The 22,872-nt window shown below is 65.0% G+C and carries 21 protein-coding genes and 2 tRNA genes; 10 read left to right on the top strand and 13 right to left on the bottom strand.

The genetic code is table 11. The features are described 5' to 3' along the window. A complete protein-coding gene (locus C5B91_RS13035) occupies window positions 1-282 on the bottom strand; it encodes a hypothetical protein (protein WP_049967680.1) in 282 nt (93 codons plus the stop codon). Window positions 283-633: 351 nt separating this feature from the next. Here C5B91_RS13035 and C5B91_RS13030 point away from each other — a divergent pair, with 351 nt between their 5' ends. From C5B91_RS13030 to C5B91_RS13015, 4 genes are all read left to right on the top strand, one after another. Next, entirely contained in the window at window positions 634-900 is a 267-nt protein-coding gene (locus tag C5B91_RS13030; protein WP_008095506.1) for a hypothetical protein, read from the top strand. 298 nt (window positions 901-1,198) lie between these two features. Beyond that, entirely contained in the window at window positions 1,199-2,182 is a 984-nt protein-coding gene (locus C5B91_RS13025) for an aldo/keto reductase (RefSeq protein WP_008095505.1), read from the top strand. Between the two features lie 60 nt (window positions 2,183-2,242). Then, window positions 2,243-2,803: a DUF1684 domain-containing protein gene (locus C5B91_RS13020; protein WP_049967681.1), complete on the top strand. Its 561-nt coding sequence runs from the start codon at window positions 2,243-2,245 to the stop codon at window positions 2,801-2,803. 52 nt (window positions 2,804-2,855) lie between these two features. Beyond that, on the top strand, window positions 2,856-3,044 hold the full coding sequence (locus tag C5B91_RS13015; protein WP_004975161.1) for a hypothetical protein: 189 nt from the start codon (window positions 2,856-2,858) through the stop codon (window positions 3,042-3,044). A gap of 162 nt (window positions 3,045-3,206) precedes the next feature. Here C5B91_RS13015 and C5B91_RS13010 read toward each other — a convergent pair whose 3' ends face one another. Both C5B91_RS13010 and C5B91_RS13005 read right to left on the bottom strand, forming a co-directional pair. After that, on the bottom strand, window positions 3,207-3,680 hold the full coding sequence (locus tag C5B91_RS13010) for a type IV pilin (protein ID WP_008095502.1): 474 nt from the start codon (window positions 3,678-3,680) through the stop codon (window positions 3,207-3,209). Continuing rightward, window positions 3,681-4,109, bottom strand: a complete 429-nt coding sequence (locus C5B91_RS13005; RefSeq protein WP_008095501.1) for a type IV pilin — start codon at window positions 4,107-4,109, stop codon at window positions 3,681-3,683. A gap of 782 nt (window positions 4,110-4,891) precedes the next feature. Here C5B91_RS13005 and C5B91_RS13000 point away from each other — a divergent pair. Further along, on the top strand, window positions 4,892-7,633 hold the full coding sequence (locus C5B91_RS13000; protein WP_115819422.1) for a BGTF surface domain-containing protein: 2,742 nt from the start codon (window positions 4,892-4,894) through the stop codon (window positions 7,631-7,633). Between the two features lie 778 nt (window positions 7,634-8,411). Here C5B91_RS13000 and C5B91_RS12995 read toward each other — a convergent pair. Continuing rightward, window positions 8,412-11,513 (bottom strand): adenosylcobalamin-dependent ribonucleoside-diphosphate reductase, encoded by a 3,102-nt coding sequence (locus tag C5B91_RS12995; protein ID WP_008095496.1) that lies wholly within the window; start codon window positions 11,511-11,513, stop codon window positions 8,412-8,414. A gap of 535 nt (window positions 11,514-12,048) precedes the next feature. Between C5B91_RS12995 and C5B91_RS12990 the strand changes: the two genes are divergently transcribed. Beyond that, window positions 12,049-12,261, top strand: coding sequence for a hypothetical protein (locus C5B91_RS12990; protein WP_004975139.1), 213 nt, complete (start codon window positions 12,049-12,051; stop codon window positions 12,259-12,261). Between the two features lie 70 nt (window positions 12,262-12,331). Here C5B91_RS12990 and trpG read toward each other — a convergent pair whose 3' ends face one another. The 4 genes from trpG to trpD are packed head-to-tail and all read right to left on the bottom strand — an operon-like array spanning window position 12,332 to window position 16,176. Beyond that, the gene (gene trpG / locus C5B91_RS12985; protein WP_008095494.1) at window positions 12,332-12,946 is read right to left on the bottom strand and encodes an anthranilate synthase component II; all 615 of its coding nucleotides are present in this window, start codon (window positions 12,944-12,946) and stop codon (window positions 12,332-12,334) included. Further along, on the bottom strand, window positions 12,943-14,517 hold the full coding sequence (trpE, locus tag C5B91_RS12980) for an anthranilate synthase component I (protein WP_008095491.1): 1,575 nt from the start codon (window positions 14,515-14,517) through the stop codon (window positions 12,943-12,945). The genes trpG and trpE overlap by 4 nt, the downstream gene beginning before the upstream one ends. Further along, window positions 14,514-15,179 (bottom strand): phosphoribosylanthranilate isomerase, encoded by a 666-nt coding sequence (trpF, locus tag C5B91_RS12975; protein ID WP_008095489.1) that lies wholly within the window; start codon window positions 15,177-15,179, stop codon window positions 14,514-14,516. Before trpF ends, trpE begins: the two co-directional genes overlap by 4 nt. A gap of 1 nt (window position 15,180) precedes the next feature. Continuing rightward, window positions 15,181-16,176, bottom strand: coding sequence for an anthranilate phosphoribosyltransferase (trpD, locus tag C5B91_RS12970; RefSeq protein WP_049967684.1), 996 nt, complete (start codon window positions 16,174-16,176; stop codon window positions 15,181-15,183). Window positions 16,177-16,415: 239 nt separating this feature from the next. Between trpD and C5B91_RS12965 the strand changes: the two genes are divergently transcribed. From C5B91_RS12965 to C5B91_RS22455, 3 genes are all read left to right on the top strand, one after another. Continuing rightward, window positions 16,416-16,490, top strand: a tRNA-Val gene (locus C5B91_RS12965). Window positions 16,491-16,535: 45 nt separating this feature from the next. Further along, window positions 16,536-16,610: transfer RNA gene (locus tag C5B91_RS12960), tRNA-Val, on the top strand. 226 nt (window positions 16,611-16,836) lie between these two features. Continuing rightward, entirely contained in the window at window positions 16,837-16,986 is a 150-nt protein-coding gene (locus C5B91_RS22455) for a hypothetical protein (RefSeq protein ID WP_004975129.1), read from the top strand. Between the two features lie 2 nt (window positions 16,987-16,988). Here the strand turns inward: C5B91_RS22455 and C5B91_RS12955 are convergent, their stop codons facing one another. The 3 genes from C5B91_RS12955 to C5B91_RS12945 all read right to left on the bottom strand — a co-directional run bounded on the left by C5B91_RS12955 (window position 16,989) and on the right by C5B91_RS12945 (window position 20,337). Continuing rightward, on the bottom strand, window positions 16,989-17,498 hold the full coding sequence (locus C5B91_RS12955; protein WP_008095483.1) for a DUF2062 domain-containing protein: 510 nt from the start codon (window positions 17,496-17,498) through the stop codon (window positions 16,989-16,991). Between the two features lie 93 nt (window positions 17,499-17,591). Further along, window positions 17,592-18,029: a CBS domain-containing protein gene (locus C5B91_RS12950; RefSeq protein WP_008095480.1), complete on the bottom strand. Its 438-nt coding sequence runs from the start codon at window positions 18,027-18,029 to the stop codon at window positions 17,592-17,594. Between the two features lies 1 nt (window position 18,030). After that, window positions 18,031-20,337, bottom strand: coding sequence for a methyl-accepting chemotaxis protein (locus tag C5B91_RS12945; protein ID WP_115819421.1), 2,307 nt, complete (start codon window positions 20,335-20,337; stop codon window positions 18,031-18,033). A gap of 142 nt (window positions 20,338-20,479) precedes the next feature. On the opposite strand from C5B91_RS12945, the gene C5B91_RS12940 reads away from it, so the two are divergent. Next, the gene (locus C5B91_RS12940) at window positions 20,480-20,773 is read left to right on the top strand and encodes a hypothetical protein (RefSeq protein WP_008095476.1); all 294 of its coding nucleotides are present in this window, start codon (window positions 20,480-20,482) and stop codon (window positions 20,771-20,773) included. Between the two features lie 48 nt (window positions 20,774-20,821). On the opposite strand, the gene sucD is transcribed toward C5B91_RS12940, so the two are convergent. Both sucD and sucC read right to left on the bottom strand, forming a co-directional pair. After that, window positions 20,822-21,691, bottom strand: a complete 870-nt coding sequence (gene sucD / locus C5B91_RS12935) for a succinate--CoA ligase subunit alpha (RefSeq protein WP_115819420.1) — start codon at window positions 21,689-21,691, stop codon at window positions 20,822-20,824. After that, complete coding sequence (gene sucC, locus C5B91_RS12930; RefSeq protein WP_049968576.1) at window positions 21,688-22,833, bottom strand: ADP-forming succinate--CoA ligase subunit beta; 1,146 nt, start codon at window positions 22,831-22,833, stop codon at window positions 21,688-21,690. The genes sucD and sucC overlap by 4 nt, the downstream gene beginning before the upstream one ends. Between the last annotated feature and the right edge of the window lie 39 nt (window positions 22,834-22,872).

Genomic DNA, 22,872 nt, shown 5'->3' with positions numbered 1-22,872 from the left:
CTACGCGTCCGCCCGCTCGACTGAGTCCACTTCGCCGACCATCCTCCACCCGTTTTGACCGGGTCGCTGTTGACCGACGACGACAGCGTCGTTGTCCTCAGTCGTCGCAAACCGGTAGACTGCGTCGTCGCCGTCGCGTCGGCCCTCGGCCTGAAAGTCCGTCTGGAAGAACTCCGCGCTTTCCAGCGTGAACGTGCCGTCTATCTCCTCGCCGACGGTGAGGTGCATGGCGTTCGGGTGGATGTTGTACATGCGCTTTGCGACGCGATTGAGCTCTGGCATCGCATCGACAGTCGTCCCGGCGGGCTAAATCCCTGCTCCCTGCGGACGCTGCCGGTCGAAACGTCGCCCGCTCGACGGTCCACGCGGGGGGCCACCGAGCGCACCGAGGTTCGAATCCGTTCGGTCGACCCCCGTGGAAATTCAGGGTTCTGCGACTATTCAAGAACGCCTGACTGTTGTGCGAATAAAAGAATTAGAGGCGGTTATGAAGTGTTAGGGCGCCGCTCGTAACTCTATGAAACTTCACATTTATCGAATAGTCACCAGTAAACGAGTATGAAACGAATGGAATTCTCGCACGTAATTATGACCCCTCCACTCCATGATGTAGTCGTAGGTGCCCCCCAACCAATGTCGAACTCCCCATCCACGGTCCCCCGCGAACGCCTCTCCCAACTCCGCGACGTCGTAACGGAAGAGCAACCGCTCCGCCTCGGCTTCGAACTCGTCGCCGCACCGCTCCGGTTCGTCGGTTTCTGGGCCGCGGTCGCCCTCCCGTTCCTGTATGTTCCCTTGCTCTTCGGCGGCCTCGAAGCGGGCGAGTTCACCGTCTTCGGAGCGCTTCTCGCGCTCAACGCGCTCGCGCTCGTGCTCGGGCACAACTACGCCCGGTCGTAGTCTCCCGGTCGCACCGATACGCCTGCGCCGACACGCCTGTTCGTAATCGTGCGTGCGTTGCCGGACACGGCGAATCAAACAGACGCGGTGTTCTCCCTCCACTTCCCGCTTCCACTTCCCGCTCCTCCACTTCCCGCTCTCCATTTCTCGGCCTCGCGAGCGCCCGCCACGCGCCTCCATCGAGGTTCTCGATCGCTCCTCAGACGCTCGATGCGCCGACCTGCCACGGCCTCACGTTTCTCATCTTCGACCATCGGGAATCGGGTGGCTTTACCGCGGTCCGGTCTTCGGGTTCGGTATGTCGCTCGCGATGGTTCCACTAGGACGGACCGGAACGACGGTCTCCGAACTCGCGTTCGGGACGTGGCGGTTCGGTCGACAGGCCGACGACGGCGAGGTCGAGGTCGGCCGCGACCGCGCCCACGAGTTGCTCAACGCTTACGCCGCCGCCGGCGGGAACTTCATCGACACCGCCGACATGTACGGCGACGGCGCGAGCGAGACGTACATCGGCGAGTGGCTCGAAGCGCGCGACCGCGAGGACTTCGTCGTCGCGTCCAAGATTTTCTGGCCCACGCGCGAAGACGCCAACGGCCGCGGGCTCAACCGGAAACACCTCCGCCGTCAGATGGACCGCATCCTCGACCGACTCGGCACCGACTACGTCGACCTGCTGTACATCCACCGATGGGACGACGAGACGCCGGTCGACGAGTTCATGCGGACGCTCGACGGGTTCGTGCGCGACGGGAAGGTGAACTACCTCGGCACCTCGACGCTCGAACCCAACGCCTGGAAAGTCGTCAAGGCGAACGAACTCGCCGACAAGCGCGGCTACGAACCGTTCAAAGTCGCCCAGCCGCGGTACAACGCCGTCAACCGCGAGATAGAGGGAAACTACCTCGACATGTGCGCCGACTACGACATCGGCGTCGTCCCGTGGTCGCCGCTGGCTGGCGGCTTTCTCACGGGGAAATACGCCCGCGACGAGCGCCCGCCTGCGGACTCTCGCGCGGCGAACGACCAGCGGTTCGCCGACTCCTACCTCACGCCGTCGAACTTCGACGCGCTCGAGGTTATCGAGGAGGTCGCCGAGGCTGTCGGTGCGTCGCCCGCACAGGTCAGCCTCGCGTGGCTCATGCACCACCCGCAGGTCACCGCGCCGATTATCGGGGCACGAACCGTCGACCAGCTCGGCGAGAACGTCGTGGCCGCAGACATCGAACTCACGAACGAGCAGTTCAAACGCATCTCTGCCGCCAAGCGTCACCTGTCCGCGTAACAGCTTCGGAAGCGCCCCCGAACCGTCAGGTGTAGGTGTCGCCGGTGGGTATCGCCGCGTATGACCGCCGACGCGTTTGACGCCGACGCCTACGTCTCCGAACTCCGGGCGAAGCGCGAGGAGAAAGACGACTTCTTCGGGTCGCATCCCCAGTCGCCGATTCCGCCCGAAGAACGGGACGACTTCGACGGCCTCGATTACTTCGACCCCGACCCCGACTACCGGGTGACCGCGTCGGTCGAGACGCACGACGACCCCGAGCCGGTGGCGATGGACACCTCGACCGACGGCGAGGTCCGGTATCTCCGCGTCGCCACGTTCCACTTCGAACTCCGCGACGCGGAACTCACCCTCGGCGCGTATCGTCAGGAACACGACGACTCGCCGACACTGTTCGTTCCCTTCCGCGACAAGACGACGGGTCAGCAGACCTACAACGGCGGTCGGTACATGGAACTCACTCCCGACGCGCCCCTCGACGAGTTGGACGAAGTCGTCGTGGACTTCAACCTCGCGTACAACCCGTTTTGCGCGTTCACCGACACCTTCGAGTGTCCGCTTCCCCCCGAGGAGAACTGGCTCGACGTAGTCGTCCCCGCCGGGGAGCGAGACTACGAGTAACCGGCGAAGCAAAAGCGCAAGTTCCATATCGGACGCTTCCGGAGAGACGGACATGGGACTGCTCAGTTCGAAGCAAGCCGTCATCGGGATGGCGCTGATGATCGTCGGGACGCTCGCGATGCTGCCGGGAATGCTGCCGAACGCCGCACAGGTGATGTCCTACGCGCTCGCCGTCGGTGCCGGCGCGCTCACGCTCGGGACGTGGCTGGTCGGCACGTCCGAGGGCGGCCGTCCGGTCTGAGTCCGGCACTCGCCCGTCGTACCGACTAAAACCGTCTTTTCTCGTGAGAGCACGTTTCGTTCGCCGCAGCCGTGGTAGCGACGCGTTCCGTGAGCGTGCCAGCCGCAACGCTACGCAGTCAGGCGGTCCGAAGAAAACGTTGCCGCGAAGGTTGTGTCGCCTTTAGGCGTCGGGGCCGGACCACTTCTGGAGCGTGGCGGAGTTACTGCCACTCTCGGAGGTCCAGACGATGCGGAACGTTGCGCTGTTGAAATCGTTGTTACCGACTTGGACGGACGTTCCGGCTGTCACGTCGTCAGAGACGCCCATGTCTGCGAAGGACTGGGTAGTTTCAGATGTGCCGAGGCTGCCGTCTGATGCAACCGTTTGGAACGACGTATCGGCGGTCAGGTTGACGTTTTCAGCGTCGATTGCTGTCCCGCTGTCGTGGGTGACGGTGAGGTTATCTAGTGACGACTCGTCCTGATAGTCGAAGCTGAAGCTGGCCTGCGGAGCAGTATCGCCAACCTGGTCGCCGAGACCGAGGACGAACGTGCCGATGACGGCCGCGAGGATAACGGTAATCGCGACCATGAGGATAACACCGATAACCGGTGATACCGCGTCGTCCTCAGCGAGGAGTTGCTTGAAATTCATCTATCCGTTGTAGGTCCACTTTTGAAGCGTGGAGGAACTACTTCCACTTTCGGAGGTCCAGACGACGCGGATGGTGTCTCCGTCGCTGAACCCACTAGAGTCGTTTACAACTGCGGAGCCACCTGCTGTGATTGGGTCTGAGCCACCAAGTGCAGTCCAAGCACTACCAGAGTCGTTGAAGTCACCCGTCACAGTGACTTGATTCGCCGGAATCTGCTCACCGCTCTCGTGGGTAATCGTCAGCGCACTAGACCCGTCGTAATCGAAACTAAAGCTCGCCTGCGGGGACGTCTCGCTCACTTGATCGCCGAGACCAAGGACAAAAGTACCGATAACGGCCGCGAGGATAACTGTAATCGCCACCATCAGGATAACCCCGATGACGGGACTGACTGCACGGTCTTCCGTGAAGAGATGTTTGAGTTGCATGCGTTGTGTCCGACACCCGGGACGGTATCGCTCGCCGAAGACGCCGGTGCGCACGCGTTCATCGCTGCGCAACCGTCATCCCTGCCCGGCACCCGTCGCGGTGTGTCCAACCGACTCGTATCCCCGGGGTAACTTAAATGTACGTGCCAGATTAATGGATGGTTTCTCGAAACAATTCGGGCATTAATATAGTGTTTATATGTCGTTTAAGAGGGTGATGGTACTCCGTCGTCGAATCAGTTTAAAGAATGTCTGACACGTTCCCGGTCGTTCTTCTCCACTACTCGGTATGGCTGTCGGCTGGTGACGATAAACGTACCAAAAAATGTGTCTTTCGCACGTACGCGTGGAGTCCCATAGTACACGCGAGGGACGTACGTCCGCAGACGCGGTCGACAATCCAAATCTGTGAGAAGTGCCGACGTCGAGTGGCTTCGACAGCCAAGGCTCGACGAATAGTTATCGAGAACGAGTACGCCCCCGGCGAACCGGGGACGCCGTTCCTACCCAAGGTGGCGTGCGCACGCGCTAGATATATTTTCAACAGACGTACATATGCTTTGTGGGGTAGAATCGGGTTTCGAGGCCTGTGTGACACGATTGGTAACGTTTCAGAGACCATTCAATCACACAAAGTATTTACCGCGAACGGTCAACAGAGCAAACTGTACCCCTGCCCACGGAGGCATCTGTGAGTACCTCGCCTCGGCCCGGGTTCTGCCCGGCTTGGTTCCGTCCGAGGGCCGACGAAAACGATGTCCCCGACTGCAACACCATCAACAATGACACGCAATAAGCAAATCCGCGCGGTACTCCTCGCTGCGCTGATGGTCTTCTCGGTTTTCGCCGGGTCCATCGCGTTTACGGGTAGTGCTGCTGCTGCCGCTACTTCCATCAACACCACGACGGTGAGTGGAAGCAGCGCAACTGTCGACGTCACGGTTGACGCCACGGCTGGTGACAACAACACCACCGTCTGGATCGACCTTGACGACGACGGTACACTCGACTCTGGCGAACCGGTCGCAACTAACGACTCCTATACCGCGGGCTCGGCCATGGACGTTCTCGTCAGTGGCCTCGACGTCTCTGACCTGACGCCCGGTCAGTACGAGCTGGCCGCGGCTGAGACCGCCGGCGCTCCCGTCACGGGCACGACGTCCGAAGACGTGAGCTCCACGGTCACAGTCACGAACAACGACGAGCCTGAGCTCATCTCCGCCGTCCACTACAACGACGGCAGCAACGACCTCCTCGAACTCTCGTTCAACGAGGAAGTCCAGAACTTCGCTGGCAACATCGAAGTGTACCAGGACGGCGAAGAGGTCACCTCCGCGGTTGTCTCCTCTGGTCCGACCCAGAACAACCCCGGTCAGCTCGTCATCCAGACGAACGACCTCTACACCGGTGACATCGTCGTGAACCTCGAAGGTGTCGAAGACACCGAGGGCAACGAGCTCGAAGAGGGTCTCGACGACGACTACAACTCGACGGTCACCGTCGCGACGGTCACGGTCACGGACGACAACGCTGTCTCCGTCACCGACGCCTACAAGGGCGAGACCGTTGCAGCGACGAACGGTAACCTCGGCACGGCTGTCGAAGTCGAATCTGACGACAGTCAGGACGACGTCGAGAGCTTCTTCCGCTCCGGTTCGACCGGCTCGACCTCCGCGGTCTACACGTTCGACACGTCCAACCGCGAACTCCAGCGCTACAACATCACCATCGGTAGCTCCCTCGACGAGAAGATTCAGGTCCGTGACCTCGGTCTCGAGGTCTCCATCGACGACCTGAACGTCACCGACGAGGACCTCATCGAAGGTACGGTCAGTGCGAACTCCGACCGCGAGAACGTCAAGATCGCTCTCCTCGACGACGACGGCGACGAAGTCGACGACGGGAGCATGACTGTCAACCTCAACGGTCAGGGTGAATACGACTTCGAGTTCAACGCGAGCGAACTCGACCTCGACACCGGCGACTACACGGTCGAAGTGACCGACACGGCCTCCGGTGTCTCCGTCGAATCCGACACCATCACCGTGGAAGACGCCGGTGAGGGCTCCGCCGACTTCGGCGAGTCCGTCATCACCGAGCAGCGCGGCGACGTTGTCTCCATCCCGGTGACCGTCGAAAACACTGACACCGCAACGGTCTCCATCGGTAGCTGGGAGCAGGGCTACGCCGCTAACGTCACCGTCGAAGACGGTAACGACGACGGCGAAGTCATCCTCCTCTGGGACTCCTCGAAGTCCACCGCCACCGGTAACAACAACCCGAGCAGCGTCTTCGACGTCGAAGACGGCGACGATGACGTCCTGTCTGGTAACGACGGCGTGGCCGAAGTCGGCCTCGCGACCAGCAACCTCATCGACGCTGGCGACTACGACCTCGAAGTCCGCACGGGCAGCGCAGTCTCTGACAGCGAGAACGTCGCGACCCTCGTCCTCGAGGAAGGCGGCGTCTCCGCGGTCCGCACGTGGACCGCTCCGGCCGGCGAGTCGCTGACGGACCTCGACGAGGTCTCCGAGGCGCTCGAGAACGGCAACATCACTGAAGACAGCCAGATCGCGTTCGAAGACCAGGTTGTCGTCCAGATCGAGGCCTCCGGTCTCGAGGGCACGACGGGTGCCCAGGACGACGAGACGCCTAACTTCTTCGCGACCGGCAACGGTTACGACGACTCCTACCGTCTGACGATCAACCAGACGAACCCCGACCCGAACCGCGACCCGAAGATCCTCGACGTCGCTAACGCCTCTGTTGTCGCAGACGGCGACAACGACACGTACTTCGTCGTGTTCGACTCGGACGAAATTGACGCGTACCGCGACGAGAACGACGACGGTGTTCTCCAGACCTCTGAGAAGAACGCCGGTACTGTTGACGTCGACGACGACGACTCGTTCAACGTCCAGTTCAAGATGATCGAGGAAGACGAGGTCTCTTCCTCCAACCTTGCGCTCGTTGACGACAACTCGTCGCAGACTGACTCCTACGAGCACGTCGAAGCCGAACACACGTTCGACGCTGACCCGGTTAACGTGACGAACGCTGCGGACCAGATGATCTCTGGCTCCTCGAACGTCGCGCCCGGTACGGAACTCACGCTCCGCGTTGAGTCCGACGGTGACACGCAGCCGCGCTTCCTGAAGACCGCTACGGTCTACGTTCAGGCAGACGGCTCGTTCTCCGGTAGCTTCGACTTCTCCGAGCAGAGCGTCGGCGACACGTTCACCGTGACGGCTGACGGTGGCGTCGCGTCCGACGAGGAAGTCGACGGCAACGTCGTCGAGTCCGTGGAAACCTCCACCACGACGGCTGAGGACACCACGACGACGGCTGACACCACGACGACCGCAGACACGACGACCACGACTGCGGCTACGACGACCACCGCCGCCACCACGACGGCTGACGAGACGACCACCACGTCGTCCCAGACGCCCGGCTTCGGTGTCGTTGTCGCCCTCGTCGCGCTCGTCGCCGCTGCGCTCCTCGCGGTCCGCCGCGACAACTAACGACAGCTAACCACCGGGATCTTCCCGGCGTTTTTCCTTTCTTTCGACGCTGACCCGACAGCCGCAGCACTCGGGTCGACAGTCGTCACGCACTCAAACGGCGAGTAACGTCGCGACGTGCAGACCTCGAAGTCAGAAAGCTATGAGCGACGACTCCGCTTGACGACCAGACGACGATACAGAACCGAGACGCGCGGTCGTACCGAGGTGGTCCTTGTCCTTCCAGCCGCTGTGCGTGGTTTGGGTTCGTCGAAGGCCGGTCTTCGCGTTCCGTTGGCGACGTATGAGAACGAATTGCATCGGGCGATGGCCGGTCGACCGCCGTGAGTGAGCCGAGACCGATGGCAGTCGTGACCGACTACGTGGGCCGACGCGCCCGCAGTTCACGACGTACCGTACTACGCAGTCGAGGTTAACGGTCGAGCGAGTGCGTCTCTCGTGTCGTCGTCCGATACACCTCGTCTCGAACAGCGTGGAATCACAGGAGCGATACGACCGCGGGCTCCACAGTCGCACTCTATTTCACCACATCTCTCCCGTCGTCGACGGGTGGTCCAGCAGAAGGGAGCGATGGCTGTTCCCGAGCAGAGAGGGTTATTGGGCGAGCGACAGAGTCCGCTATCGGCGTGTCTCTCCCGTCGGCCTCGACGAGACCTTCGTGTCGAACACGCCAGCGAGACTGGATAGTACAGGCTCGTGAGGTCGGGGAGCGCAAAAGAAAAGAGCGGAAATCGAGTGACGGACGAGACAGCGACGGTGGCGAGTTACCGTCTCGCGTTCAGCACTCGGACCAGCCGCAGTTCTGGCAGGTCTTACAGCCTTCGGAGTAGTAGAGGTCCATCTCACCGCACTCGGGACACTCGGGGCTCTCGCCCGCCGCGAGCAGGTCCGCAACGGCGTCGGAACTGCCACCGGGGCTCTCGTCGACAGCGACGCCGCCGTCGGTGTCCGTGTCCTCGGCCGCGGCGGCCTCGGCTTCGACCTCGGTCAGGTTCTGCTGTTGCGGGTAGCCCTTGTCGATGTCGCCGTCGAGATACCGGCGCATCGCGGTGCCGATGGCGTCCGGGATGGAGTTAATCTGCTCGCCTTTGTCCCAGGCGACCTTCGGGCTCCGGATACCCTTCAGTTCGTTCGCAATCTCCTCGGGGTCGACGCCCGAGCGGAGGGACGTGGAGACGGTCTTGGCGAGCGCCTCGGTGAAGGACGCGGTGAAGCCGCCGGAGTTACCGATGTTGGCGAACAGCTCGAACGGCTCGCCGTGTTCGTCCTCGTTGATGTTGACGTATAGCTTCCCGTAGCCGGTGTCGATGCGCTGGGTAACACCGTACAGCACGTCCGGACGGGGGCGCTTCTTACCGACGTCACTCGGCGAATCGGCGAAGGCGAGTTCGAGTTCGCTGCCGATGAGGTCCGAAACCTCCTCGGATTCGAGGAACGCCTCCACGTCGCCGAACACGTCGCGAATCTGCGAGACGATGGCCTCGGCGGCCTCTTCGTCGTCGGAGAACTCGGTGTTCTTCGCGCGCGTGGTGAGCACCTGCTTCGAGCGGGTGCCGTCGCGGTAGACGGTGACGCCCTTGCCGCCGTGGTCGTAGATGTAGCGGTAGACCTCGTCCATGTCCTCCTTCGACGCGCTGTTCGGGAAGTTACAGGTCTTCGAGATAGCGGAGTCGACGCCGCTCTGGAGGGCGCACTGGACGCCCGCGTGCTCGATGCCCGCGAGGTCGGAGGTCACGACGAACAGTTCGGAGATGGCGTCCGGGACGGTCGACAGCGAGGAGACGCCGTCGAACTCGTTGTTGGCCATCTGCTCTTGGGCCTCGCGCTTGACGGCCTCGACGTCGATGTCGTTGGCCTCCAGCACGCGGAGGAAGTAGTCGTCGAACTCGACGAGCATCTCGTCGCCCTGCACGTCGTCGGAGACGTTCTTGTAGTAGGCGACGTTGTAGATGGGCTCACAGCCGCCGGTGGTGTTCGACACCATCGACGTGGTGCCCGTCGGGGCGATGGTCGTCGTGTTGTGGTTGCGGATGGGGTAGCCGTCTTCCCAATCGTCGGCGGACTCGCCGGTGTGGTGTTCGAACCACTCGCGGTACTCGGTCGGGTTCGCGTACTTCGAGTCCTCCCACGCCTCGAACGGGCCGCGTTCTTCGGCGAGTTCGTGGGACGCCCGCTTGGACCCGTGGTTGATGTGGGTCATGAGCTGTTGGGCGATTTCGTTGCCCTCGTCGGAGCCGTAGCGGACGCCGAGTTGGATGTACATCTGGGCGAGCCCCATGATACCGAGCCCGATTTTGCGGAGTTCGCGGACCTTCTGTTCGATCTTCTCGACCGGGAAGTCCGACATCGTGACGACGTTTTCGAGGAAGCGCGTGCCGTTTTCGATGCGGTGGTCGAACTCCTCCCAGTCGACGGCATCTTCTAGGAAGGCGTCCGTCGCGGCCTCAAGCGAGTCGTACTCGTCGCCGTGGGCGTCGTACCAGACGCGCCAGTCGGGCGAGTCCTCCGCGACGAGCGTCGAGAGGTTGATGTGTCCGAGGTTACACGCCTCGTACTCCTCGAGCGGCTGTTCGCCGCAGGGGTTGGTCGCGAGGATGCGGTGGTCGGGGTGCTTTTCGACGTCGAAGGAGTGCTGCTTGTTCGCGCGTTCGAGGTAGACGACGCCGGGTTCGCCGTTCTCCCACGCGCCCTCGATGATCTGGTTCCAGAGTTTCTTCGCGGGGACCGAGAGGACCTCGCCGACCTCGACGTGCTCGCCGAGACCGAACATGTCGTAGATTTCCTTCGTCTGGGGCGTGGCGACGTGCGGCTCTTCGGTGCGGGGGTTCGTGAAGACGAACTCCTCGTCGTTGTACAGCGCCTCCATGAAGCCGTCGGTGATACCGACCGAGATATTGAAGTTCGAGAGGTGGCCTTCGACGGCGTTACGGAGGTGCTTGGGGACGCGACCGTCCTCGTCGATGAGTTCGCGCGCCTCGTCGAGCGCGTCGACGAACTTGGTGTGGGTGAAGTCGTCGGGGTCGTTCAGGCGGAGCGTGTGCGCGAGCGAGACGTCCTTGTTCTTCGCGTGGAGGAACTGGATGACGTCGGGGTGGCTGACGCGCATGACGCCCATCTGCGCGCCGCGGCGCGCGCCGCCCTGTGCGATGGTCTCGCACATCTGGTCGAACGTCCGCATGAACGTGATGGGGCCGGAGGCGATGCCGCCGGTCGAACCGACCGCGTCGCCGTAGGGGCGGAGCTTCCAGAAGGCGTAGCCCATGCCGCCGCCGGACTGGAACACCTCGGCGGCCTCCTTGGCCGTCTGGTGGATATCCGTGATGTCGTCGCCGGGGGAGTCGACGAAACAGGCGGAAAGCTGCTGGAGTTCGTCGCCGGCGTTCATGAGCGTCGGCGAGTTCGGCATGAACGAGAGCTGTCCCATCATCTCTTCGAACGTCTCGCGCTTCTCGACGACGACCTCGCGGACGCCCTCCGGAAGTTCGGAGACGAGGGTGTCGTAGGCGAACTTGTTGACGTTGTAGACCGAAAGCGTCGTCTCGGCCTCGTCGTCGTCGGCCGTGACGCCCTTGCCGAAGACCTCCTCGGCGAGTTCGTCGCGGCGCGGGTGGTCCGGCTTGATGAGGTCGGGAGTGACCGTGATTTCGATGTCGCGCTGTTCGGCCTCGAAGACGGCCTCGGCGAGCGCGATGTTCTTCGCGACGCGGGGGAACAGGTCCTCCTGCGTCTCGACGAGGTCGCCGTCGGCGTCCTTGCGGAGGTAACGGGCGGGGAGAATATTGTTGTAGGCGTTGCCCGTCATCCGCTCTTCGAGGGTCTCGCCTTCGGTCCGCTTGACCGGAAGCACGATTTCGTCCGTCGAGAGGTTCGCGTCGCTCATCTTACTGTTCCTCCCGCCCGAGCCGCGTTCGGGCGAGGTCGCGTCGATAGTGTCCGGAAATTCCGCTCATTGGTGACGATATTGGTGTGTGTTGCGTGGTTGGTTAAGGGCTTCGAACTCGGAGGTTCCACCGCCGAACGTATCATAATTAGTGCAATTACGTCGGCGGCCGACGACCGGGTCCGAAGTGCACGGATTCATAGAACGGACGGAAGCCACATAACCGTAGTTAGAGCGGAGCGGAAGTGAAATCTCGGCGGAGAAAATCGACAGACGTAACGGTGATATCCAGTAGAACGTGAGGGGGGAGACGAGCCGTCTGAATCGGTCACATGGTGAACAGTGCCGCATCACCGGAGAGGATATAAAGGGAGGCCGGACAGTCGACATTCAGATAAGTATCAGAATTCGTACGTTCAAATCAGCCAACCGCTCAGGGGTGCCGAAATCGGTCGTTTCGACGGCGGAATCGCACCGGAACCGCGAGACGAGACCGCCCACAAGCTTATCCGCTCTACGGGAGTCATATCGGGGTATGGTACTGACTCCCCTCGCGCTCACACCGTTACAGCTCGGCGGCCTGCTCTCCGGGCCGCTCGGTCAGATGCTCGTGGTGCTCGTGGCCGTCGCCGTCGTCATCCTCGTCGGGCGACTGTTCCTCAAAGTCGCGTGGCGACTGGTCACTATCGCCGCCATCGTCGTCGGGGCGCTGCTGCTGCTTTCGTTCTTTGGCATCAACGTCCTCTGAGGTGGCTGCACGGCCATCGGGGGAAGAGAACGGCAAAACCGCGCCCGCACCTCGGCGTGTCTGATCCGACTCAGGCCACGTCGAGGCCGGCGACCGCCGTGAGAAAGTTTCTGACGACGCCGTGTCCCGACCCCGTGAGCACGCTTTCCGGGTGGAACTGGACGCACTCGATGGGGTACTCGCGGTGGCGGACGCCCATCACGAGCGCCGCGCCGTCGTGGTCGGTCGTCGCCGAGACGTCGAAGCAGTCGGGGACCTCGGTGGCGACGAGCGAGTGGTAGCGGCCGGCCGGGAAGCCGTCTTCGAGGCCGGCGAAGACGCCCTCGCCGTCGTGGTCGACCGGGAACGCCTTGCCGTGAATCGGCTCCGGCGCGTGGCCGATGGTCCCGCCGTAGGCGTACACCGCGGCTTCGAGGCCGAGACAGACCCCGAGCGTCGGAATCTCGGTCGATAGCTCCGTGAGCACGTCGTTCGTCACGCCCACGTCGCGGTCGTTCTTCGGGTGGCCCGGCCCCGGCGAGATGACGATGGCGTCGGGGTCGAGGTCGCGTATCTCGTCGAGCGAGGCGGTGTTCTTGCGCACCTCGATGTCGAGCGGTTCGCCCTCGACGGTCTGCTCGGAGAAGTACTCCACGAGGTTGTACGTGAAGGAGTCGAAGTTGTCGACGACGACGAGTCGAATCATTGCGACACCTCCTCGGTCCCGTACTCGATGCGGCGGACGGCGTCGAGCACCCCGCCCATCTTCTGTTCCGTCTCCTCGTACTCCGAGGTCGGGTCGGAGTCGGCGACGATGCCGGCTCCCGCGCGGACGGTGATGGTGTCTTCCGAGCCGTCGGATTCGACCGTCGCGGTCCGGATGACGATGGCCATGTCGGCGTCGCCGGTCCACGAGTAGTAGCCGACGCCGCCGCCGTAGACGCCCCGGGGCTCGTCTTCGAGGTCGTCGATAATCTCCATCGCGCGGACCTTCGGCGCGCCGGTGAGCGTCCCCGCGGGGAACGTCGCTCTCGTGGCGTCGAAGGCGTCCGAGTCGGGGTCGAGCGTCCCCGAGACGGTCGATTCGATGTGCTGGACGTGGCTGTACTTGATGATGCTCATGAAGTCCTCGACGCGGACGCTGCCGGGCGTCGAGACCCGGCGCACGTCGTTGCGGCCGAGGTCGACGAGCATCGTGTGCTCTGCGCGCTCCTTTCCGTCCGCGAGGAGTTCACCGGCGAGGCGGCGGTCCTCGACCGGGCCGGAGCCGCGCTGGCACGTCCCCGCGATGGGGTTGACGACGACGCGGTCGCCCCTGACCGAGACGAGCGTCTCGGGGCTCGCGCCGACGACGCGCCGGTCGCCGTGCCGGAGCAGGTACATGTACGGCGAGGGGTTCACCTCGCGCAGCGAAGCGTACAGGCCGACGGGGTCGACCTGTCCGTGGAGCTTCCGGGTGCGCGAGATGACGCCCTGATAGATGTCGCCGTCGCGGACGTGGTCTTTCGTCTTCCTGACCGCGGCCTCGTAGTCCTCGCGTGAGCCGGCCTCCTCGCCGGTCCGCTCGAAGCCGCCGGGAGAGGGGTCGTCAGCCGCCCGGAGCTTCTCGGCGACGCGTTCGGCCTCGGCGACGACGCCGTCGTAGACTTCGCCGGGGTCGTCGTCGGGCGAGACGACGGGCGTACAGACGAGGCGGACGGCGTCCTCGCGGTGGTCGAACGAGAGCGTCCGGGTCGTGAGGACGAACTCGGCGTCCGGGTCGTCGGTGTCGGGGCGCTCGCGGCCGACCTCGTCGAGCCAGAGGTCGTAGACGGCCTCGTAGGCGAGGAAGCCGACCAGACCGCCGGTGAGCGTCTGGCGGTCCGTCTCGGGGAAGTTGACGCGCGGGAGGTCGGGGAGCGCGCCGCGCAGGGAATCGAGTACGTCGCCGTCGCCCGCGCCGACGAACTCGGCGGCGGGACCGCCGAGGTCGGTCACGTCCACGCCGCCGGGACCGACCGTCACGACAGCCTCGGGGTCGTAGCCCACGAACGAGAAGCGCGCGTGCGAGTCGGCGACCGTCGCGGGCGCGGAGAACGCGCCCTGCGGGTTGCTGGAGGAGACCTTTTCGGCGCTCTCCAAGAGGAAGCCGTAGTCGCTGCGGTCGGCGAGCGTCGTGTACGCGGCCAGCGGGTCCACGGACACGTCGAGGTCGGTCACGAGGTGGGTCACGACCGGTTCGTCCGCGTCGCCGACGAGGTCGACGAACTCGTCGCGGTCGGTGTCGGGAGCCGTCACGCGACGACCTCCTCGTGGTCGCCGGACTCCCCGCGGGCCGCCTTCGCCGCGGCGACGAACGCGCGGACCGCGTCGTGGTCCTTCACGCCGCCGGCGGCCTCGACGCCGCTCGCGACGTCGACGCCGTAGGGTTCGACCGTCCGAACCGCCTCGGCGACGTTGTCGGGGGTCAGGCCGCCCGCGAGAACCACGGGCACGTCGACCGCCTCGACGAGTTCGCGCGAGGCGTCCCAGTCGTGGGTCTCGCCGGTGCCGCCCGCGCCGGACGCGGAGGGCGTGTCGACGAGGATGGCGTCCACCACGGGCGCGAGGGCGCGCGCGCGGTCGAGGTCGATGGCATCGACGACGGGGACGACGCGGACGCCCGTCGCGCGGAGCGAGTCGAGGTGGTCGGCCGCGAAGTCGCCGTGGAGTTGGAGTACATCGGGTTGGACCTCGCGGGCGAGGTCGCGGGCGTGGTCGATGGAGTCGGGCATCGTCACGAGGACGGTCGTGAGGAACGGCGGCGCGGCGGCGAACAGCTCGCGGGCGCGCTCGCGAGGAATCTCGCGGGGCGTGTCCACGGGCACGTCGCAGATGGCACCGACCGCGTCGGCACCGGCCGCGTCGACCGCTTCGAGGTCGGCTTCGTCGGTGACGCCGCACACTTTGACGCGGGTCATCTCACGCCTCCCGGAGCGCGTCGAGTTTGGCTTTCGCGGCACCGGACTCGATGGCGTCGCGGGCGACCTCGACGCCCTCCTCCAGGGAGTCCGCGAGGTCGGCGACGTAGACGGCCGCGCCGGCGTTGGCGAGGATGAGGTCGCGCTTGGGACCGGTCACGTCGCCGGTGAGGATGCCTTCGAGGTCGTCGGCGTTCTCCTGCGGAGTGCCGCCGGCAACCGCCTCGATGGGGGCCTGTTCGAGGCCGAGGTCGGCGGGCGTGAGGGTGTACTCGGTAATCTCGTCGCCGTCGATTTCGGCGACCGTGGTCGCGTCGTGGAGCGCGATTTCGTCCATGCCGGAGCCGTGGACGACGAGGGCGCGCTCGACGGGCATGTGCGACAGCGACTCGGCGATGACGGGGACGAGGTCGGAGTCGTAGACGCCGAGGACCTGCGCGTCGGCCCCGGCGGGGTTCGTCAGCGGGCCGAGGACGTTGAAGATGGTCCGCATGCCGAGCTCCTTCCGCGGGCCGATGACGGCCTTCATCGCGGGGTGGAACACGGGCGCGAGCATGAAGCCGACGCCGTTGTCTTCGATGCACGCCTCGACGGACTCGGGTTCGGCCTCGACGTTCACGCCGGCGACCTCCAGCACGTCGGCGCTCCCAGAAGACGAAGAGACGGAGTAGTTGCCGTGCTTGGCCACCGCCGCGCCCGCGCCGGCCGCGACGAGCGCGCTCGTGGTCGAGACGTTGATGGTGTTGTAGTCGTCGCCGCCGGTGCCGCAGGTGTCGACGAGCGGGCCGCGGTCGGGGTCGATGGTCAAGGCGGCGTCGCGCATCCCCTGTGCGAACCCCGCGATTTCGGCCTCGGTCTCGCCTTTCGCCCGGAGCGCGGCGAGGAGCGCGCCGATTTGCGCCTCGGTCGCGTCCTCGAAGACCGCCCGCGCGGCGTCGCGCGCCTCCTCGACAGTCAGGTCCGCACCGCCGGTCACACGTTCGATATAATCCTGCATTGGTAATCACCGATGTACTTCTTCGGGTTATGATGTACAAATCAGTACATCGGCTTAAGCGTGTCGGGCTGGCGAAAATCGCCGGCTCCGACGGTCGGGACTCGGAGCGAATCGCCCGTCTCGAACGGTGGGAGCGCGCTGTGACCCGAATCGCCGCACGTAGTCCGATTCGAAAGCTTAAATTGTAACCCCGGACAACGGAGAGATGCGTCCGAACGGGCGCGGGAAGCACCGTAACCGGGTTGGTGGTCTAGTCTGGTTATGACACCTCCTTGACATGGAGGAGGCCGGCAGTTCAAATCTGCCCCAACCCACTCCTCTTCCCGCGTTTCGGCGTTCGGCGATGTTCGCAACACACCGGGTTGGTGGTCTAGTCTGGTTATGACACCTCCTTGACATGGAGGAGGCCGGCAGTTCAAATCTGCCCCAACCCACTACTTTCTCGCGACGAATTGCCTCCCGAGCACCGCGTAGCGTGTGCTCGGTGCCGCGAGTCGCGTGCAATCGTGTCACGGGCAGATTTGAACCAGCGAGCGAACGCAGTGAGCGAGTGAGGTACACGCGAGCGAGCGAGCGTGAATCACGTCTAGCGACCCCTCCCTATGTATTTCGACATCCCACCCACCCAACCACTATGTCTGCCGCCCGCGAATCCCGCCCATGACCCTCCTGCAAATCCCCGGCGGTCCCGAACTCGTCATCTTGGCGCTGTTGCTCCTCATCCCGCTCGCGGTCGTCTACCTCGGATACAAACTCATCCAGTCGCTCCGGGCGTTCGAAGAGGGCAGAGAAGAACGGTCACAGCGGTAGCGTCACGACGACACGTCGGACCGGGCGTCGTCGTTCCGGGCGTCCGTGCCGCGGGTCGGCGTCTCCGACCGCTGTCGTCGGTGGTGCAGGCGCGCCAGTTGGAGCGCCACCGCGTAGCCGACGACGGCGAGGGCGACGGCGAGAATCGTGTTGCCGAGGAGCTGTCGGAAGAGGAGGTCGAGACCGGCGCTGAGCGACACGTCGGCGACGGACGCCCCCGGAACCGGGCCGAGCAGGTGCGAGCCGAGCCAGAAGCTCGCGCCGTAGACCGCCCACTTGACGGGCGGATTGAAGACGACGAGCGTGGCGACGAGCGCGAGTCGGCTCGCCCGCTCGACGAAGTAGGCGATGAGGGCGAACAGCGCGAGGGCGGTCCCTGCGGTCGGCATGGCCACAAAGAAGACGCCGAACGCGAAGCTGGCGGCGACCTCGTGAGGGGTGTGGTCCGCCGCGAACGCTCGTTCGAGGCCGGACCGGACGCGGGGACGAATCGACGCGAGACGGTCGTACACTCGTCGAGACTAGAGGCGAGACGTCGTTATCAACGCTTCGCCGAGAATCGGTCGGGTGGTAGCAGTCGACGTGTCGATGCGTCGAGGCGGCGGTCAGCGGAACCGGCGGTCCGACTCCCACTTGTCCTTGAGTTCTATCATCTGGCCCACCCCGCGGGCCACGTCCGAGAGGTGGAGGGCGATGTCCGTCGCGGTCACGATGCCGACCATCTCCGCGCCGTCGACGACGACGAGTTTCTTCACCCGCTGGTCGCGCATCTTCTCGGCGGCCACGCGCGTGGTCGAGTCCGGTCGGACCCACTTGATTGGGTTCGACATGACCGCGCGGGCCGGGACCGCGGCGAGGGGCTTGCCGCTCGCCACGCCGGCACGGAGCGCGTCCGACTCGGTGACGATGCCCGCGGGGCCGCCGTCGGCCATCACGACGACGCTTCCCGCGCCCTCGCGGAGCATGGTTCGCGCGCAATCGGCGACGCTCGATCCCAGTCCGACGGTCGCCACCTCCTCGGTCATGATTTCGTCGACGCGCATGTTAGTCGTCCGCAGGCGAGGGTTCTCGCTCGTGGTGGGAGTCCGATGCAGCGCGCGACTGGGTCGGGTCGGTGCTCGCGCCGGAGCCGGCGGCCGCGTCGCCGAGCACGTCGTCGATGGTCGACGAGACTTCGCCCACGTCGTCGACCTCGAAGGCCTCGAGGAGGTCGTCGAGGTGGCTCACGTGCGACGAGAGCTCGCGCACGTCGCCGTTGACGTCGACGAGCGCGGCGCTCTGTTCTTGTGCGGTCGCGGAGACGTTCTCGGCCTCCGCGGCGGTCTCCTCGGAGATACCTGCGATTTCGTCGGTCATCGAGAGCACCTCTTGGGAGGAGTCGGCCTGACTGCCCGTCGCGTCCGAAATCTCGTGGACGCTCGCGGTCGTCTCCTCGACGCGCTCGACGATACCGTCGAAAGACGAAAGCGCCTCGTCGACCGAGGTCGCGCTCTCTTCGACCTGCGCCCGCATGCGTTCGATGCGGGAGACGACGGCGTCGCGCTGGGTCTCGATTTCGGCGACGAGCGACTCGATGTCGCCCGCCGACGACTTGGTCTCCTGTGCGAGCTGTTTGACCTCGTTGGAGACGACGGCGAAGCCCTCGCCGGCCTCGCCCGCGCGGGCGGCCTCGATGTTCGCGTTGAGCGCGAGGATGTCGGTCTGTTCCGCGATGTCGGTGATGACCTCGACGATGTCCTCGATTTGGGCGAGCCGGTCGTCGAGTTCGTGAACCTCGCTGACGGTCGCCTCCGTCTCGGCGCGCACGGCGTCGATATCGTCGAGGGCGTCGGTGGCGGCGGTCTGGCCGTCGAGCGAGCGCGCCTCGGCCTCTTCGGTGAGCCGGACGAGTTCGTCGGCCGACGAGGCAATCTGCTGGATGGACGCGGAGAGGTCGTTTATCTCGTCGGCGGCGGCGACGAGGCTGTCGGTCTGCTCGCTCGCGCCCTCGGAAATCTGCTGGACCGACGCGGACACCTCCTCGCTCGCGGCGGACACGCCGTCGGCGCGGTCGGCCACGCGGTCGGCGAGCGTCGCCACGTCCTCGCCGAAGGTCTTGACCGTGCCGACGGTCCGTTCGATGTCGTCCATCATCTCGTTGTACGCGGCGGCGACCGTCGCCATGTCGCGGCTCTCGGAGTCGGTCGGGAGGCGGACGCGGAGGTCGCCGTCGGCCGCGCGGGTCATCGCCTCGCTGTAGGCGCGGGCGTCTGCGCGCTGGTCGCGGAGGTCGTCGCGGAGGTTATCGACGCCGCGGACGACCTGCCCGAACTCGTCTCGCCGGTCGGTTTCGAGCTCCACGTCGAGGTCGCCGTCGCGGAGCGCGGAGACGGTCGACGCGAGGTCGACGAGCGGGAGCGCGGTGTTCCCGCGGACGATGAGCGCGAAGGCGACGAAGCCGAACATCGAAAGCGCGAGCAGCGTCGCAATCTGGAGGCCGACGCTCCGGGAGAGCGCGAAGACGCTACTGGCCGGCGCGTGCAGGAGGAGCACGCCGCCGGAGACGGGGACGTGCGCGACGACGTGCGGCGAGGAGACGAAGCCCTCGACGGGAGCGAGGCGGCTGACCCCCGTCTCGCCGGCGAAGGCAGCGTCGAGTTCGGACGCCTCGGCGGCGGGGTAGGCGACGTTCGACTGGCCGCCGCCGCCGTCGTAGAGGACGGTTCCGTCGCTCGTGACGAGTTGGGTGAAACCGCCGTCGATGTGGTTGCCGTCGAGCGCGGTCCCGAGCGAGGACGCCTCGGCGACGAGGACGATTGCGCGGGGCTCGATGGACGGAAGCGGCGCGACGAAACCCATGTAGGCGACGCCGTCTTCGACGTAGACGGTGGTCCGCTCGACGCCGTCGTCCGAGAGGTCGGCGCTCGCGGGGAGCGGAAGCGACCCGCTTTCGAACAGCGTCGTCCCGACCGCGCCCTCCTCGGACGAGCCGAGGACGGTCGTCGTCTCGATGTCGACGAAGTGGAGCGCGGCCACGTCGGCGGGCATGTCCTCTTTTGCGGCCGTCAGGGTCGCCGAGGACCGCCCGTCGAGAGTGCTCCCGGCGGAGGGGTCGTCGGCGACGATGGTCGCGAGGCGGGTCCGCTCGTCGAACCACGTGTTCACCTGCAGGGCCTCGCGTTCGGCCTCGGTGAGGAGGTCGGCGCGGGCGTCCTCGTCTATCGTGGATGCCGTCTGTTGATACTGGACGACTCCGACGCCGGCGACGAGGACTGAAACGAGCAGCATCGCGGCGACGAGCCGCCGCGTGTAGCTCTCCGTAATCGCATCAGGAAGCCGTGATTCGGCTTCCAAAACGAGATTCTCGGCCATTACCGTACCGACCGGAATGCGGTGCATAAATCCGCGCACTTGAATATCAATCTAGATAATATCGTCGATGGTGACGGCGTGCGCGAGTGCTCGCGGGCGACACGAGCGTCAACCATACGTCTGCCGGGCGCTAGCAAACCACATGGAAACCGAGTTCCGCCTGCTCGTGGCGGGCTTCTGTATCGTCGCGCCGTCGCTCCTGTTCGTCGGGTTCGTCAGACTGCTCGACGCCATGCGCGAGGACGACCTCGTCGAGCGCGTCCTCGACAGGGTCGACGAGGGCGGCGGGCCGACCGGGACGGCGGTCGACCCGACGGCGTTCCTGCGGTCCGCACGGGAGAAATCGCGCCGGCGGACGGCGGTCTGCCGGGAGTGCGGCGTGCCGAACGCGGCCGACGGCGGACGCTGTGGAATGTGCGGCGCGACGTTGCGATAGGGCGCGAAAAAGAATCGACGAGAACCGAAAAACCGCGTTCGAGCGGGGTTAGAGGAAGTCTTCGATGTGGTCGGCGACTTCGTTGGGGGTGTCGCCGACGGGGACGCCCGCGTCGTTGAGGGCGGAAATCTTGGACTCCGCGGTGCCCGTGCCCGAACCGGAGACGATAGCGCCGGCGTGACCCATGCGCTTGCCCGGCGGTGCCGTGCGGCCCGCGATGAAGCCGGCGACCGGCGTGTCCATGTTCTCCGCGATGTACTTCGCGGCCTGCTCTTCGTCCTCGCCGCCGATTTCGCCGCACATGACGACGGCGTGGGTGTCGGGGTCGTTCTCGAACGCTTCGAGGGCGTCGACGAACGACGTGCCGATGATGGGGTCGCCGCCGATGCCGATGGCGGTGGTCTGGCCGATGCCACGCTCGGTCAGGTTCGAGACGACCTGGTAGGTGAGCGTGCCGGAGCGGGAGACGAGACCGACGTTACCCTCCTCGAAGATGTTGCCGGGGGGGATGCCGAGTTTGGCCTCGCCGGGCGTGATGATACCCGGGCAGTTGGGACCGATGAGGCGCGTGTCGGTCTCCGACAGGCGCTTGTTGACCTTGGCCATGTCCTGCGTCGGGACGCCCTCGGTGATGGCGACGACGAGGTCGAGGTCCGTGTCGAGCGCCTCGAAGATGGCGTCGCCGGCGAACGCCGGCGGGACGAACACGACGGAGGCGTTGGCGTCTTCCTCGTCGACTGCCTCTTCGACGGTGTCGTAGACGGGGATGCCGTCGACGTCCTGACCGCCCTTACCGGGGGAGGTCCCGGCGACGACGTTCGTGCCGTACTCCACCATCTGCCGGGTGTGGAACTTACCTTCCCCACCGGTGATACCCTGTACAACTACTCGCGTGTCGTCGTCGACGAAAATGCTCATTGGGACACCTCCTGTGCGTTCTTGACGGCACGCTGGACGGCGTCCTCCAGCGTCCCTTCGACCTGTACGAGGTCCGTGTTCAGAATCTCCATGCCCTCCTCGGCGTTCGTGCCCGCGAGGCGGACGACGACCGGCTTGGGAATCTCGTCGAAGCTCTCCAGGGCCTCGTTGATACCCTTGGCGACCTCGTCGCCGCGGGTGATACCGCCGAAGATGTTGAACACGACGGAGTCGACGTTCTCGTCGGAGAAGACCATGTCCAGCGCGTTCGCCACGCGCTCGGCCTTCGCGCCGCCGCCGATGTCGAGGAAGTTGGCGGGCTCGCCGCCGAAGTAGTCCACGAGGTCGAGCGTCGTCATGACGAGACCGGCGCCGTTGCCGATGATGCCGACGTTACCCGAGAGACGGACGTAGTCGAAGCCGTACTCGCCGGCCTTGGCTTCGAGGTCGTTCTCGTAGGCGTCCTCTTCCATCGCCGCGAGGTCCTCGTGACGGAACAGGGCGTCGTCGTCGATGTTCATGACGGCGTCCGCGGCGACGATGTCGCGGTCGGACGTAATCATGACGGGGTTGATTTCGATGTCCGAAGCGTCGTTCGACTCGTAGAGGTCGTACAGCGTCGTGAGGAACGAGGCGACGTCGAATGCGACGTCACGGGGGATGCCCGCCTCGAAGACGACCTTGCGGGCCTGATAGGGGTGCAGGCCGAACGCGGGGTCGATGTGCTCGCGGGCGATTGCGTCCGGGTTCTCCTCCGCGACTTCCTCGATGTTGACGCCGCCTTCCGTCGAGACCATCGCGACGGGCTTGCCCTCGCTGCGGTCCATCGTGATACCGACGTACAGTTCGTTTTCGAAGTCGACGCCGGCCTCGACGAGCACCCGGTCGACCGTGTAGCCCTTGAGGTCCATCCCGAGGATGTCCTCTGCGGCCTGTCGAGCTTCGTCTTCGTCCATGGCGATTTTGATGCCACCGGCCTTGCCACGCCCACCGACGTGTACCTGCGCCTTGATGGCGGCGGGGTATCCGATCTCCTCGACCGCCTCCATGACCTCCTCTACCGACGACGCGAGACGGGACTCTGGCACCGGAATCCCAGCCTCTGCGAAGATATCCTTCGCCTGGTATTCGTGAAGCTTCATTACCATGCGTGGGAGGGAAAGGCACGCGCTTAAATCCCA

It is taken from the genome of Haloferax sp. Atlit-10N (genome assembly GCF_003586325.1).
Classification (GTDB): Archaea; Halobacteriota; Halobacteria; order Halobacteriales; family Haloferacaceae; genus Haloferax; species Haloferax prahovense.
Note: the sequence above shows the minus strand (reverse complement) of the source record. Positions and strands in the feature narration are given on the sequence as shown.

Excerpts from the sequence above, each read along its gene's own strand:
- C5B91_RS13035 (WP_049967680.1), bottom strand. The coding sequence starts at position 282 with ATGCCAGAGCTCAATCGCGTCGCAAAGCGCATGTACAACATCCACCCG.
- C5B91_RS13030 (WP_008095506.1), top strand. The coding sequence starts at position 634 with ATGTCGAACTCCCCATCCACGGTCCCCCGCGAACGCCTCTCCCAACTC.
- C5B91_RS13025 (WP_008095505.1), top strand. The coding sequence starts at position 1,199 with ATGTCGCTCGCGATGGTTCCACTAGGACGGACCGGAACGACGGTCTCC.
- C5B91_RS13020 (WP_049967681.1), top strand. The coding sequence starts at position 2,243 with ATGACCGCCGACGCGTTTGACGCCGACGCCTACGTCTCCGAACTCCGG.
- C5B91_RS13015 (WP_004975161.1), top strand. The coding sequence starts at position 2,856 with ATGGGACTGCTCAGTTCGAAGCAAGCCGTCATCGGGATGGCGCTGATG.
- C5B91_RS13010 (WP_008095502.1), bottom strand. The coding sequence starts at position 3,680 with ATGAATTTCAAGCAACTCCTCGCTGAGGACGACGCGGTATCACCGGTT.
- C5B91_RS13005 (WP_008095501.1), bottom strand. The coding sequence starts at position 4,109 with ATGCAACTCAAACATCTCTTCACGGAAGACCGTGCAGTCAGTCCCGTC.
- C5B91_RS13000 (WP_115819422.1), top strand. The coding sequence starts at position 4,892 with ATGACACGCAATAAGCAAATCCGCGCGGTACTCCTCGCTGCGCTGATG.
- C5B91_RS12995 (WP_008095496.1), bottom strand. The coding sequence starts at position 11,513 with ATGAGCGACGCGAACCTCTCGACGGACGAAATCGTGCTTCCGGTCAAG.
- C5B91_RS12990 (WP_004975139.1), top strand. The coding sequence starts at position 12,049 with ATGGTACTGACTCCCCTCGCGCTCACACCGTTACAGCTCGGCGGCCTG.
- trpG (WP_008095494.1), bottom strand. The coding sequence starts at position 12,946 with ATGATTCGACTCGTCGTCGTCGACAACTTCGACTCCTTCACGTACAAC.
- trpF (WP_008095489.1), bottom strand. The coding sequence starts at position 15,179 with ATGACCCGCGTCAAAGTGTGCGGCGTCACCGACGAAGCCGACCTCGAA.
- trpD (WP_049967684.1), bottom strand. The coding sequence starts at position 16,176 with ATGCAGGATTATATCGAACGTGTGACCGGCGGTGCGGACCTGACTGTC.
- C5B91_RS22455 (WP_004975129.1), top strand. The coding sequence starts at position 16,837 with ATGACCCTCCTGCAAATCCCCGGCGGTCCCGAACTCGTCATCTTGGCG.
- C5B91_RS12950 (WP_008095480.1), bottom strand. The coding sequence starts at position 18,029 with ATGCGCGTCGACGAAATCATGACCGAGGAGGTGGCGACCGTCGGACTG.
- C5B91_RS12945 (WP_115819421.1), bottom strand. The coding sequence starts at position 20,337 with ATGGCCGAGAATCTCGTTTTGGAAGCCGAATCACGGCTTCCTGATGCG.
- C5B91_RS12940 (WP_008095476.1), top strand. The coding sequence starts at position 20,480 with ATGGAAACCGAGTTCCGCCTGCTCGTGGCGGGCTTCTGTATCGTCGCG.
- sucD (WP_115819420.1), bottom strand. The coding sequence starts at position 21,691 with ATGAGCATTTTCGTCGACGACGACACGCGAGTAGTTGTACAGGGTATC.
- sucC (WP_049968576.1), bottom strand. The coding sequence starts at position 22,833 with ATGAAGCTTCACGAATACCAGGCGAAGGATATCTTCGCAGAGGCTGGG.